Below are 14,285 nucleotides of genomic sequence, written 5' to 3'. Positions count from 1 at the left end.
ATGACAATTTGTTGATAGCTATCAATTTGTTAAATTTATTTACAAAAAACCCAAGTTACAAAACTTGGGTTTGTCATTTTTTTATGCTGAAAAGGTTACAGTTTTATGGGTGTTTTTTGAATTTGTGTTATAATAGGCTTTCGTTTTTATTTTAAATCACATGAGGTGATTTATGTCCACCATTTGGTCAGCCATTGCGTATTTGCTAGCCGCCACTGGTCTTGTTGCATTCATGCTTATCGTCCCACGTTTATTGGGTGGACGTTCATCAGGTTCTCAAAAAGAAGAAAACTTTGAAGCAGGGGTATTGCCAGCAGGTTCGGCACGCATTCGTTTGTCGGCTAAATTTTATCTAGTTGCTATCTTTTTTGTTATTTTTGACTTAGAAGCCTTATTTTTATATGCCTATTCTGTCAGCGTACGTGAAGTAGGTTGGGTAGGTTTTGCCACCGCTAGTATTTTTATTGTAATTTTATTTATTGGCTTATTGTATGAACTGCGTTTAGGGGCAATGAATTGGTCACCTGCCGATAAATATGGTAAAAAACCTCGCATTACTGAGCGTCCTTTGGATTTTGATTTGGCAAAAATCACTGCGTTTAATGGCATTGATGAACTGCACACTGACCCAACAGGTAAAGTACCCGCTCAGTCATCAGGGCAAATCAATGTCTCTAATGACATTGCAAAAAATAAAGCTCATATGGCTAATATTGACCACATTAATTCTACAGGTCGTATTACGAGTATGGATTTTAATGAGCCTCTAGAAGTCAAACAATTAAAAAATACAACGCACCAATAAAACCTTGCTTTTAGCAGGGTTTTGTTATTGAGTTTTGGTTTATTGTTTCTATTTAATTGTTTCTATTTAATCAAGCCATTACAGTACTAAGCAAATACAGTATAAGACTAAATAATTATGAAATACACTCTCACAAAGGCTGATGACAGCAAAAGCATTTACCCTCACCAAAATCGCACCATTGTTGATGACATTCAGCAAGAGGTAGAAAAAAATGTGTTTTTGGGGAAATTATCAGATTTAACTCATGCTGCTGCCAATTGGGGACGCAAAAACTCTTTATGGCCCTTTAATTTTGGTACGTCTTGCTGTTATGTGGAATATGCCACAACATTAACTGCCGTGCATGATTTATCACGTTTTGGGGCGGAGGTTATTCGTGCCAGTCCTCGTCAAGCGGATGTGATGATTGTTGCTGGAACCTGTTTTATTAAAATGGCACCTGTGATATTGCGCTTGTATGAGCAAATGTTAGAACCCAAATGGGTGATTTCTATGGGCGCATGTGCCAATTCGGGTGGTATGTATGATATTTATTCAGTAGTACAGGGCGTGGATAAAATCATTCCTGTGGATGTGTATATTCCCGGTTGTCCGCCACGCCCTGAAGCGTTGATTCAGGCTTTAATGCTCTTGCAAGATTCCATTACTCATGAGCGTCGTCCACTAGGCATTCATTTGGAGCAAAATGTGTATCAGCCAATCATGCCTGCTCAAAGAGAAACCAAAAATGCCAGTCGCATTGCTGTAACCAATTTGCGCAGCCCTGATAATATTGAATGAGCTTGATGGGTTAGAAGTGCGATGAATTTAACTATTTTTAAAGAGTTTTTAGGGCTTATCAATCGTGTATATCAGCTTGATAGTGATGTATTGATGCGTGCTCAAGTGATGTATCAAGCGATTTACCAAGACACAGCACGGTTTAAACAGTTATTAGGTGATGATGGTCAGACTGCTGATGTTTCACAAAAACCATTTTGTCTGTTTTTGATTTTTGAAAAATTATTTCCATGTTATTTGGATGACTGGAAGTTTTATTGTGAAGATTTAAGTCAATATATTAGCCAATACACTCAAGCGCCTTTTGTGATTACTGATGAAGAATACGCTGGTGAAATGGACAATATAATTGATAAATTAGAAAAACAAACACCATTTAGCTTGTTACATATTTGGAGCGATGGTGATGATGTGCATTTTTATCTCATTCATAAAACAGACAAACCAAAATTGCTAAAACTTGCCCAAGAACTTGATATTTGGGTGGAATAAATGAATTGGCTAAGTTTTTAAGTGGGTTGTGTTTTTAAATGGATTTAATTTAATGAATAAATCATTGCTTAAATAAGGTATAAAACAATGAGCGTTAATCATATTCACGATTTTAGTATCTTGACGGTTTTGGCACAAAAACACCAATTTACCGAGCAAGCCACACAAGATGGTATTCCAACGATTTGGGTGGATAAAAAAGATGTTCTGGATGTGCTTTTGACGTTGCGCACATTGCCAAAACCTTATGTTATGTTGGTAGATTTATCCGTAATTGATGAAAGGCTACGTCAGCATCGTTATGGATTGCCCGACAGTGATTTTACAGTCTTTTATCACTTGATGAGTTTAGAACGTAACAGCGATATTCGCGTTAAAGTTGCCTTAAAAGACAATGAATCCATTCCAAGCGCCACCAAAATTTACCCAAATGCCAATTGGTATGAACGCGAGGTGTGGGATATGTTTGGTGTGGTATTTGATGGACATCCACATCTGACGCGAATTTTGTTGCCTAAATATTGGGAAGGGCATCCGCTTCGTAAGGAGTATCATGCTCGTGCTACCGAATTTACACCATATTTTTTAAACACCGCCAAACAGCAGTTTGAACAAGAAAATCTACGTTTTATTCCTGAAGAATGGGGTATGAAACGTTCAGGACGCGATGAAGATTTTATGTTTTTAAACATTGGTCCAAACCACCCCTCAGCGCATGGAGCGTTTCGTTTGGTGTTGCAGCTTGATGGTGAGGAAATTATAGACTGCATTCCTGATATTGGTTACCACCATCGCGGTGCTGAAAAAATGGCAGAGCGTCAAACATGGCATTCATTCATTCCCTACACCGACCGTATTGATTATCTGGGTGGGGTGATGAATGAATTACCCTATATTATGGCAGTTGAAAAACTAGCCGGTATTACCGTACCAGACCGTGCCAAAACCATTCGGATTATGATGAGTGAATTGTTTCGCATTACCAACAATCTTTTGTATTGGGGAACATTTATTCAAGACGCTGGCGGTATGACGCCTGTATTTTATATGTTTACCGACCGCCAAAAGGCTTATGATATTATTGAGGCAGTAACTGGCTATCGTATGCACCCTGCCTGGTTTAGAATTGGTGGAACGGCGATGGATTTGCCAAATGGTTGGGAGCGATTGGTGCGTGAATTTTTGGATTGGATGCCAAAACGCATTGATGAATACTATAAAGCCACCATGACCAATACCGTACTTAAAGGGCGCACGCAAAGCGTTGCTCAATATGATGCCAAACAAGCCTTGGCGTGGGGTGTAACTGGAGCAGGGCTTCGTGCTACAGGCATCGATTTTGATTTGCGTAAAGCTCGCCCCTATTTGGGTTATGAAAATTTTGACTTTGATGTGCCTGTGTTTTATAACGGCGATGCCTATGACCGCTGTTTAGTAAAAATTGAAGAAATTCGCCAATCACTACGTATTATTCGTCAATGTTTGGATAATATGCCAAGCGGAGCTTATAAAGCTGAACATCCTCTGGCTGTACCACCACCAAAAGATAAAACTCTAAAAGATATTGAAACTTTGATTAATCATTTTGTATCAGTATCATGGGGTCCTGTGATGCCAGCTGGTGAGAGTGCGTGCATGGTAGAAGGGGTAAAAGGACTCAATAGTTATTATGTAACTTCTGACAACTCAACCATGAGCTATCGCACGCGTATCCGTACGCCAACCTTTGCTCATTTGCAACAAATGCCGAGCGTGATTAACGGCTCTTTGGTGTCAGATGCCATTATTTATTTGGCAAGTATTGATATTGTGATGGCGGATTGTGATAGGTAAGTGTTATGAGTAAATCTGAAAAATATATTGATATTGATTGGCAGGAACGTAATAAATCATTGATATTATCACAAATTGGTGATGAGCTATTTCCTTGTGTTTTTGCAAAAAAAGCTATTGAAAAGAGAACAGTGTTTTGGGCTTTTTGTGATTGTTCTGATAATGGCTATTCTGATTTTTTTAACTCTTTAATTAACTACACTGAATTTCTAAAAAAGACCGATGTTTTAGATAGAGTTTTATCCCCTTTAATTGTTGTTATCAAATCTGATTGTTTAGATTTGGAAAGCCAGCATAAAACCGCTTGGAATTTTATTCAATATTTGATTGATAACGACCCAAAAGTTTGGAATAATGATATAACAAAAGATGTCTACGATTTTAAATGGTGTCTATATTTTAATGACGTACAATTATTTATAAATATCAGTTGCTCTAAACATAAAAAATTAAAAAGTAGAAATTTGAGTGATGATATTTGTTTAATTATCAATCCAAGAGAAGTATTTGATTTAGTAGCTCCATATAATAGGTCTAAGGGGTTAAAAATAAGAAATCATATTAGGGAAAGAATTTGTTTATTTAATCAAACTGATACTTATCCACCCGAATTGGGTTTTTTCGGTGATAGAAATAATCTTGAATGGAGACAATATCAACTGTATGAAGAAGGAGCTTTGGATAACACCAATTGTCCAATTTATTTGAAAAATCATTCAGTTAAGAAGAGATAAAATGATTGATATTTCAGTATTATTTGCTTTTATCGGTGCTGTGATTTTGTTTTTATCAACCCCAGGTCCTGTTACGGTAATGGTGGTCAATAATGGCATTAGACAAGGATTTTTAGCCAGTTTATTCACTATTATTGGGACAAATTTAGCATCATTAATTCTGATTTTGATTTCTTTTTTGGTTTTATATGGTGTTTTTGCAATTAATGAACATCTTTTAAATTATCTGACTTTATTTGGTAGTATTTATTTGATTTATTTTGCAGGATGTATATTAAAAGATAGTTTTGATAGCACTGATTTAATATTAAATACTCAAAACCAATCCAAACAGCCATTATTTAAATATATTAAACAAGGGTTTTTGGTGGGAATTAGCAACCCCAAAGATATTTTATTTTTTATTGCCTTTTTTCCTTTATTTTTTCATATCAGTGATAATAAAGGATTGACAATTTTAATCTTAACCAGTATTTGGATATTATTAGATTATGCCATTTTATCTTTATATGGCATGATTTTTAGTAAAATATCGCATAAAGGTTTTATTGCTTGGACAAGTAGAATTTGCAGTTTAATATTGATTATGATTGCCTGTACAGCAATTTATCAAATTTTATTTAAATAAAATATAATTCAAATGTATTAAAATGAGTATGAAACTTGCAGATAAAATAGTCTAAAAGTTTATAATGTAAGTGAAAACGATGCACAACGAAGAATCTTTATTAGCCTTTGCCGAAGAAACCCTAAACGAAGCCAAAGCCATTATGTTTAGCATGCTGACCAAAGTGGTGGAAATTGGCGGCTCAGATTTGTTTATTACCGCTGATTTTCCACCAAGTGTAAAACATCAAGGCTTGATGAAGCCATTAGGTAAACAAATATTAAGCGCTGATAAAACCAAGCTGTTTGCTTATAGCATTATGAATGACTATCAGCGAGATGAGTTTGAGCGTGAAATGGAGTGTAATTTTGCTATCAATGTGCCAGAGGTTTCAAGATTTCGGGTGAATGTATTTGTTCAGCAGCAACAAGTGGGTATGGTGATTCGTACCATTGCTGCTGAGATTCCCAATTTTGAAAAACTAAAATTGCCCAGCACGTTAAAAGATGTGATTATGGAAAAGCGTGGGCTTGTTCTTGTGGTTGGCGGCACAGGGTCTGGAAAATCCACATCTTTAGCAGCGATGATTGATTATCGTAATGAAAACAGTGCAGGGCATATCATCACTGTAGAAGACCCCGTAGAATATGTACATAAACACAAAAAATCCATGATCACCCATCGTGAAGTCGGCGTGGATACCCACTCTTGGCATCACGCCCTTAAAAATACTCTGCGCCAAGCGCCCGATGTGATTTTGATTGGAGAAATTCGGGATACTGAGACTATGGAGCATGCGATTGCTTTTGCCGAAACAGGGCATTTGTGTCTTGGCACATTGCACGCTAATAACGCAAATCAAACCCTTGACCGCATTATCAACTTTTTCCCAGAAGAACGTCGTCAGCAGCTTTTGATGGATTTATCCAGCAATATGAAAGCCATCATTTCCCAAAGGCTGATTCGTACTGAGGACGGAAAAGGTCGACGGGCAGCGGTGGAAATTATGCTTAATACACGATTGGTTGCAGATTTGATTTTAAAAGGTGAGATGCACGAATTAAAAGCGGTGATGACCAAAAGTCGTGAAGTGGGCATGCAGACCTTTGACCAAGCCTTATTTGATTTGTACAACGAAGGGGCGATTAGCTATGATGAGGCGATTAGAAATGCCGATTCTGCCAATGAACTTCGTTTGCAGATTAAATTAAAAGGCACACGAGCAGCACAAGAAGAAACGGCATCGGCATTGTCTTTGTACGAAGATACCAAAGAAGATATAGCAAGTAAATAAATCAAGTTGAGTGAAAAAATTGCGTGAGGTTTTTTGTTTGTGTCAAAAAAACTTAAAACCTAAGATGATGCAAAAATGTATATTCGTCACTAAATTGATACAGATAATCCTACTATATTGGATGTTTTAAAACTTATCAAAGTTTGATTTTAACAGTGGTGAGTTATGAAAAGATTTTAAATTGGTTAAACTAGCTTACTTGTCAAGTTTTAGATGTTTAACCTTAAAATAGCTAGCTTTAGTTTGCAAGCGCTAAAATTATCCAACAATAAAAAGTATTTTTATGAAAATTGTAACTGATAAATCCCCTAAGGTGGATATTCATGCCATTTTAACTGATGATGAAATCCGCGGCATCAATGAATATATTCATCATTATCCCCAAGCCCGTGCTGCCGTGCTGGATGCTTTAAAACTTGTCCAAAAACGCAGCGGCTGGATAAATGATGCTCAACTTAACGCCATTGCTAATATGCTGGATATTCCGCCAAGTGATGTTGAAGGTGTGGCAACATTTTTTAATCGCATTTATCGTCAGCCTGTGGGTCGTCATGTGATATTGTTATGCGATTCAATCGCCTGCTATTTAACAGGTTTTGAGGCAGTGGAAAAAGAGTTTAAGCGTCAGTTAAACATTGAATATGGGCAAACTACGCCTGATGGACGATTTACCTTATTGCCAATTTGCTGTTTGGGAAACTGTGATAAAGGGCCGTCAGTTTTGATTGATGAAGATACGTATGGGCCAATTACTCCAGAAGAAGTAGCCATTGTTTTACAGCAATATGCTTGATAGTATAAATTTCATAAAACATTTGCCACTTATGACAAAGGTTTGAAAAAAAGGAAGATTTGATGAACATTCATGAGCAAATCATCGCCAAAAACCAAGGCAAAGCTCCAAGTCAGTTAAACCGTCAGCGAATTCCAATTTATGCAGTGGGGTTAAAAGACGGTGAGGCGCCTACCAGTTTGACTCATCCATTGACGTGGCGATTGTATCATCAAGACGCTGTTTTGACTTTGGCAGATTATGAGCGTTTAGATGGTTTTAAAGGCTTAAAAAATGCTCTTACTAAACCTTCAAAAGAAGTTGGTGAAATGATAAAAACCGCCAATGTTCGGGGTCGCGGGGGTGCAGGGTTTAATGCCGGGCTTAAATGGACATTTATGACTCCACCAGATGGAGGCGTGCGTTATCTGATTTGCAATGCTGATGAAATGGAACCCGGAACGTTTAAAGACCGTCTTTTGATGGAACGAATTCCTTTTCAGCTAATAGAAGGTATGCTTATCACCGCTTATGCCATTGGTGCAAGTGAAGGCTATATTTTTATTCGCGGTGAATATATCATCGCGGCACAGCGTCTGCAAGCGGCAATTGATGAAATGCTTGCTCATAATTTACTTGGCGATAAAATTTTGGGTACCGATTTTAGTTTTTCATTGCATGTTCATACAGGGGCAGGGCGTTATATTTGCGGTGAAGAAACGGCACTTATTAATTGTTTAGAAGGTCGTAGAGCAAACCCACGTACCAAACCACCTTTTCCTCAAGTATCAGGTGCTTGGGGGCGACCAACCGTCGTCAATAATGTAGAAACCCTAAACAACATGCCTGCCATCTTAATGAACGGAGTGGACTGGTATTTAGATTTACCCAAACAAAAAGGTAAATCCACTACGCCCGGCACAAAAATTATGGGCTGTTCTGGTCGCGTTAAGGATGCAGGACTTTGGGAATTACCCTTTGGTTATACCGCTCGTGAGTTGATTGAACTTGCAGGCGGAATGCAAGATGGACTAAAATTAAAAGCCTGGCTACCAGGTGGCGCTAGTACCGACTTTTTGACCGCAAGCAATGAACATCTTGACCTAGTTATGGATTTTGACCCGATTATGAAGGCAGGTTCGCGGTTAGGAACCTGTTTGATGATGGTGGTGGATGAAACCCAAGATATGGTTGCACTGTCTAAAAATTTACAAAAATTTTTCCAACGCGAATCTTGTGGCTGGTGTACACCATGTCGGGATGGATTGCCTTGGGGTGTAAAAATTTTAGAAGCCATTGATACAGGTCACGGTCAAACAGATGATGTGGAAAAATTAAGTGAATTAACCCGTGATTTATGGCTTGGAAAAACATTTTGCGCTCACGCACCGGGAGCTATGGAGCCTTTAATGAGCGCATTAAAATATTTTCGCCATGAATTTGACCAAAAAATCAAACACAATCATCAATAAACAACACAGGGGGAAAAATGGCAGTCATTCATGTAGATGGGAAATCCCTAGAAGTTGATGGTTCAGACAACTTATTACAAGCCTTATTATCCTTGGGATATGATTTACCATACTTTTGTTATCATCCCGCCTTAGGCTCGGTGGGGTCATGTCGTCAATGCGCCGTCAAGCAATTTAATAACGAAGAAGATGTGAAGTCAGGGCGTGGACGATTGGTAATGTCGTGTATGGTTGCACCTAGCGACCAAATGTATATTTCAATTGACGATGCTGAAGCCAAAGCTTTTCGAAAACATATTGTTGAATATATCATGACCAATCATCCGCACGATTGCCCAACCTGTGAAGAAGGTGGTCATTGTCATTTGCAAGATATGACTTACATGTCTGGACATCGTGCTAGACGTTATCGTTTTACTAAGCGTACCCACCACAATCAAGATTTGGGAGCGTTTATTAATCATGAAATGAATCGCTGTATTGCTTGTTATCGTTGTGTGCGTTTTTATAAAGATTACGCTGGCGGTACTGATTTTGGAGTATATGCGTCCAATAATCGAGTATATTTTGGGCGTGATACCGAAGGGCAATTTGAAAGCGAATTTAGCGGCAATTTAACTGAAGTTTGTCCAACGGGTGTATTTACTGATAAAACACATTCTGACCGTTATAATCGTAAATGGGACATGCAGTATGCTCCAAGTATTTGTCAGGGCTGTTCAACTGGCTGTAACATTTCTGCAGGCGAGCGTTATGGTGAATTAAGACGTATTGAAAATCGCTATAACCCCGATGTTAATGGTTATTTTTTATGCGATAGGGGACGGTTTTCTTATGGGTTTGTCAATCGTGGCGATAGACCAATTACACCAACCCAAAATACGACAGGCGCATCAAAATCGCTAACTGCCGATGCAGCGTTGGATGGCGTAGCGGCATTTTTAAAACCATATTTGGTTAATAAAAAAGTGATTGGTATTGGTTCTGCAAGTGCTAGCCTTGAAAGTAATTTTGCTCTAAAGAGTTTGGTAGGCGCAGAAAATTACAGTACAGGCGAATTGTTGCACACGCAAAATTTAACCAAAACCTGCATTGAGTTGTTGCGTCATCAGGCGGTGGATAATTTATCACTTGCTCAAGTAGAAACATCAGATGCTTTGTTTATTTTGGGTGAAGATTTAACTCAAACTGCCCCAAGAGTGGCATTGTCAGTTCGACAAGCTGCCAAAAATGAAGCCAAAAAAATGGCAGAAAACCTTAAGACACCCACTTGGCTTGCTGAACCTGTCAAACGTATTGGTCAAAACCATTACAGTCCAATTTATATTGCTGGGGTTATTGATACCAAACTAAATGACGTTGCCAAGGTATCGGCAGTGGCAGACATTGCGTCTATTGTGGATTTGGGTATAAAGGTTGCTGATGAAATTTTGGCGCTGCCAGATGATTTAACGCAAATCTTAACAATCTCTAAAGATAATCTTGATAATCTTGATAATCTTGCCAAAAAAATTGCTTGTGATTTATTGCTAGCAAATAGACCACTTTTAATCAGCGGCAGCAGTTTGTCATCGCAAATGCTGTTACAGGCGACCGGTTATTTAGCACAAAATTTGACTAAAAAACGTCAAATCATCAAAGAAAAGCTGCAACAAAATATTTTGCAGGAAAATGATGCACAAAATAATAAACTTCAAGATGTATTAAAAAATTATCTATCAAAAACAGGTATTTATCTGGTTATGCCAGAAGCAAATAGCGTTGGGGTAAGTTTGCTTGGCGGTCAAGCCTTGGAAGAAGTGTTGGCACAAACGTTTGATGTGGCGATTGTTGTGGAAAACGAACTACGCGATTTATCAAAGCCCTTACAGGATAAATTGTTTAATCAATCCATCATCGTCATTGACCATCAGTATTGTGATTGGCATGATAAAGCCGCTTTTGTCCTGCCTGCTGGAACATTTGCCGAGACCGATGGCACGATGGTTTCTGCCGAAGGACGAATGCAGCGGTATTTTGCAGCGTATGATAAAGCCTATTATGTGCCAGATTCAACCGTCAAAGACAGTTGGCGCTGGCTGTTTGCGTTATCCAGTACAATTTTAAATACTCAAAATCAGTGCCAGCATTTGGATGATGTGGCAGCACAAATCGCTAAATTGCCTGATTTATCGATGATTTTGCAAACCGCTCCAGAAGCAGATTATCGTATTACAGGTTTAAAAATTGCTCGTCAGCCCCGTCGTTATTCAGGGCGTACGTCCATGCGTGCTAAAATTTCAGTGCATGAGCCTATGCAGCCTAAGGATACCGATACGGCATTGACATTTTCAATGGAAGGTTATGTTGGCGATAAAACAGCCGTTTCAGTAACAGCTTTTGCGTGGAGTGCTGGGTGGAATTCACCGCAGGCATGGAATAAATATCAAGATAAAGTTGGCGGTCGTTTAAAAGGTGGCGATGTAGGTGTGCGTGTGTTTGATGTTATGCCAAGGCTTGAGCATGACTATGTATCTTTTGTTGTGCCACAAACTCCAAAAAGTGATTTCCAAACAGGTCAAGCAAGTCTTGTGCCAGTTTATGATATATTTGCCAGCTCCAATTTATCCCAGGCTTCACCTGTGGTAGCTGAAGTTATCAAACCGGCTGCTTGGTTTATTGGACAAGATGAAGCGCAAAAATGGCAATTACAAGATGGTGATGTTTTAACCATTAGCCAGCATGAACATCACATCAGTTTGCCTGTAAAAATTGTACCATATTTGGCAGAAGACAGCATTGGTTATCCTGTTGGATTGGTGCCTTTAGTATGCTATTTACCTGCTTGTGTTAAAAAAGGTGGCGATAAAATATACACGCCGATTTACAAAAAACAGCTGGTAAACGCAACAAGCAAACCAGTTTCAAGTTTGGCAACATTTAATACCAACTTGGTAAATCAAAGTGCTACCAAGACAAATAATAATTTGATACAGGAGCGTATCTAATGAGTCAGATTCAAAGCATTCCTGATGTACCAAATTTTTTGGTCAATAGTTTAAGTTTTGAGACTTGGTCAGTAATGTTTATGGTAGCCCAAGCTCTGATTATTTTTTTAGGATTGGTTATTACCGCTGCTTTAATGATTGTTTATGAAAGAAGAATGTTGGCATTGTGGCAAGACCGCTATGGTCCAAACCGTGTTGGCTGGCAAGGTTCATTACAACTTGTAGCAGATATGCTAAAAATCTTTTTTAAAGAAGACTGGACGCCTAAATTTGCTGATAAATTTATGTTTACACTCGCTCCTGCCATTGCAATGTTTACTGCTTTGGCAAGTTTTGCAATCATTCCACTAAGCCCAACTTTAGGGGCAAGCAATTGGCATATTGGCATTTTATTCTTTTTTGCAATGGCAGGGTTGGCAGTGTATGCGGTGATGTTTGGTGGTTGGGCTTCAGCAAACAAATTTAGTCTTTTAGGTGGACTGCGTTCAGCTGCCCAAACCATCAGTTATGAAGTTTTTTTGGGATTATCCTTAATGGGCGTCGTAGCAATGGCAGGCTCATTTAACCTAAGAGATATTGTACTTGCGCAGACAGGAATTTGGAATGTTATCCCACAATTTTTGGGATTTTTGTGTTTTGTAGTGGCAGGCGTTGCCGTAACTCATAGACATCCTTTTGACCAGCCAGAAGCCGAACAAGAACTTGCTGAAGGCTATCATGTGGAGTATTCTGGCATGAAGTTTGGTATGTTTTTTATTGGTGAATATGTCAATGTAGTGGTGATTTCAGCATTGATGACTTGTTTGTTTTTTGGGGGCTGGCTTGCTCCATTTAATCTTGATATTCCTTTTATCCCACCTGTATTTTGGTTTTTAATTAAAACGCTCTTTTTTATGACCATGTTTATTTTGGCAAGGGGCTCACTGATGCGCCCACGTTATGACCAAGTTATGAATTTTGGTTGGAAAGTATGTTTGCCTGTTACGCTTGTTAATCTGATTGTAACAGCAGGCGTGATATTGGCAGTGCAAGGGGGATAAGATGATTGCAACCTTAAAAAATACCGCATTAGGGATTTTTACCATTGTGCGTTCTATGTGGATGGTAAATAGCCATGCCACCAGAAAAAGAGATACGATTTTATATCCTGAAACTCCCGTGCCTGTTCCGCCACGTTTTCGTGGTCGTATTGTATTGACTCGCGACCCTGATGGTGATGAGCGCTGTGTGGCGTGTAATCTTTGTGCGGTAGCGTGTCCAGTAGGCTGTATTAGCCTGCAAAAAGCAGAGCGAGAAGATGGTCGCTGGTATCCTGAATTTTTTCAGATTAATTTTTCTCGCTGTGTGTTTTGTGGTATGTGTGAAGAAGCTTGTCCAACTACTGCCATTCAGCTGACGCCAGATTTTGAGTTGGGTGAATATCGCCGTCAAGATTTGGTATATGACAAAGACCATCTGCTTATTAGTGGTACGGGTAAATATCCAGAATATAATTATTATCGGATAACGGGCATGGCAACTAAAGACAAACCTAAAGGCTCACATCAAAATGAAAGTGCACCGATTGATATTCGGAGTTTATTGCCATGATGGAATTAAATATTGCTAATTTGGGTTTTTATGCATTGGCATTGGCTGCCATTGTTGCTAGTTTTAGGGTGATTGTCCATACCAATCCTGTGCATGCTATTTTATCCATGATTGTATCTTTACTGGCAGTAGCAGGAATCTTCTTTTATTTGGGCGCACCTTTTGCCGGTGTTTTGGAAATTATTGTTTACGCCGGAGCAATTTTAGTGCTGTTTGTATTTGTCATCATGATGCTTAATCTTGGCAGTCAAAATCATCAAACTGAAAAACAATGGATGTCATCTAGTGCTTGGGCAATGCCGACGTGTTTAATGATTGTGATTGCTAGTGTTATGATTGGGATGATTGGCGGCTCATCAGAAGGACTTGGACAAATTAATTCAGAGGTTGTTGATGCTAAGGCGGTTGGTATTCATTTATTTACCCAATACGTTTTATTGGTAGAAGTGGCAGCATTTTTATTGTTAGGAGCCTTGGTGGCAGCATATCATTTGGGTAAAAAAGCCTTGGATGATGAAAATATCAGCCATTTTCAAAATCAATCCATAACAACCAATCAGGGAGAAGATGTATGATAATGGCAATACAAACTTTATCGGTAATCCCAGTTTCTACGGTGCCTGTATCCCACGCGCTAATTGTATCTGCGATTTTGTTTGTCATAGGATTGGCAGGCGTGATGGCAAGACGCAATGTTTTATTTATGTTGATGAGTCTTGAAATCATGATGAATGCTGCTGCTCTTGCTTTTGTAGTGGGCGGTAATGCTTGGGGTAATCCTGACGGTCAAGTCATGTTTATTTTTGTGCTGACATTGGCGGCAGCTGAGGCAGCGATTGGGCTTGCAATTTTGTTGCAAATTTACCATCGTTTTAAAAGTCTTGACGTCAATCTGCTCGGTCAATTAAAGGGGTAA

At 38.8% G+C, this 14,285-nt stretch carries 14 protein-coding genes; all 14 read left to right on the top strand.

Going from position 1 to position 14,285, the window contains the following annotated elements; all coding sequences use genetic code 11:
* The first annotated feature begins 172 nt into the window (after window positions 1-172).
* Window positions 173-805 carry an NADH-quinone oxidoreductase subunit A gene (gene ndhC / locus ACZBKJ_RS02370; RefSeq protein WP_463199321.1) on the top strand — a complete coding sequence of 211 codons (633 nt, stop codon included), beginning with the start codon at window positions 173-175 and terminating at the stop codon, window positions 803-805.
* Between the two features lie 117 nt (window positions 806-922).
* Window positions 923-1,588, top strand: coding sequence for a NuoB/complex I 20 kDa subunit family protein (locus tag ACZBKJ_RS02365; protein WP_463199320.1), 666 nt, complete (start codon window positions 923-925; stop codon window positions 1,586-1,588).
* Between the two features lie 21 nt (window positions 1,589-1,609).
* A complete protein-coding gene (locus ACZBKJ_RS02360) occupies window positions 1,610-2,080 on the top strand; it encodes a hypothetical protein (RefSeq protein WP_463199319.1) in 471 nt (156 codons plus the stop codon).
* Window positions 2,081-2,167: 87 nt separating this feature from the next.
* Window positions 2,168-3,913, top strand: a complete 1,746-nt coding sequence (gene nuoC / locus ACZBKJ_RS02355) for an NADH-quinone oxidoreductase subunit C/D (RefSeq protein ID WP_463199318.1) — start codon at window positions 2,168-2,170, stop codon at window positions 3,911-3,913.
* A 5-nt stretch (window positions 3,914-3,918) separates the two neighbouring features.
* Window positions 3,919-4,647, top strand: a complete 729-nt coding sequence (locus tag ACZBKJ_RS02350) for a YqcI/YcgG family protein (protein WP_463199317.1) — start codon at window positions 3,919-3,921, stop codon at window positions 4,645-4,647.
* Between the two features lies 1 nt (window position 4,648).
* Entirely contained in the window at window positions 4,649-5,275 is a 627-nt protein-coding gene (locus ACZBKJ_RS02345) for a LysE family translocator (protein WP_463199316.1), read from the top strand.
* A gap of 79 nt (window positions 5,276-5,354) precedes the next feature.
* Entirely contained in the window at window positions 5,355-6,548 is a 1,194-nt protein-coding gene (locus tag ACZBKJ_RS02340; protein WP_463199315.1) for a PilT/PilU family type 4a pilus ATPase, read from the top strand.
* A gap of 283 nt (window positions 6,549-6,831) precedes the next feature.
* Window positions 6,832-7,341: an NADH-quinone oxidoreductase subunit NuoE gene (gene nuoE / locus ACZBKJ_RS02335; RefSeq protein ID WP_463199314.1), complete on the top strand. Its 510-nt coding sequence runs from the start codon at window positions 6,832-6,834 to the stop codon at window positions 7,339-7,341.
* A gap of 62 nt (window positions 7,342-7,403) precedes the next feature.
* Window positions 7,404-8,792: an NADH-quinone oxidoreductase subunit NuoF gene (nuoF, locus tag ACZBKJ_RS02330; protein WP_463199313.1), complete on the top strand. Its 1,389-nt coding sequence runs from the start codon at window positions 7,404-7,406 to the stop codon at window positions 8,790-8,792.
* Window positions 8,793-8,809: 17 nt separating this feature from the next.
* A complete protein-coding gene (nuoG, locus tag ACZBKJ_RS02325; protein WP_463199312.1) occupies window positions 8,810-11,779 on the top strand; it encodes an NADH-quinone oxidoreductase subunit NuoG in 2,970 nt (989 codons plus the stop codon).
* Window positions 11,779-12,819, top strand: a complete 1,041-nt coding sequence (gene nuoH, locus ACZBKJ_RS02320) for an NADH-quinone oxidoreductase subunit NuoH (RefSeq protein WP_463199311.1) — start codon at window positions 11,779-11,781, stop codon at window positions 12,817-12,819. The genes nuoG and nuoH overlap by 1 nt, the downstream gene beginning before the upstream one ends.
* A 1-nt stretch (window position 12,820) precedes the next feature.
* Window positions 12,821-13,369: an NADH-quinone oxidoreductase subunit NuoI gene (gene nuoI, locus ACZBKJ_RS02315; RefSeq protein WP_463199310.1), complete on the top strand. Its 549-nt coding sequence runs from the start codon at window positions 12,821-12,823 to the stop codon at window positions 13,367-13,369.
* Window positions 13,366-13,944, top strand: coding sequence for an NADH-quinone oxidoreductase subunit J (nuoJ, locus tag ACZBKJ_RS02310; RefSeq protein WP_463199309.1), 579 nt, complete (start codon window positions 13,366-13,368; stop codon window positions 13,942-13,944). Before nuoI ends, nuoJ begins: the two co-directional genes overlap by 4 nt.
* A 2-nt stretch (window positions 13,945-13,946) precedes the next feature.
* Complete coding sequence (nuoK, locus tag ACZBKJ_RS02305; RefSeq protein WP_463199435.1) at window positions 13,947-14,285, top strand: NADH-quinone oxidoreductase subunit NuoK; 339 nt, start codon at window positions 13,947-13,949, stop codon at window positions 14,283-14,285.

The organism is Moraxella sp. I5G (assembly GCF_055193055.1).
This window is presented reverse-complemented; position numbering and strand designations above follow the sequence as displayed.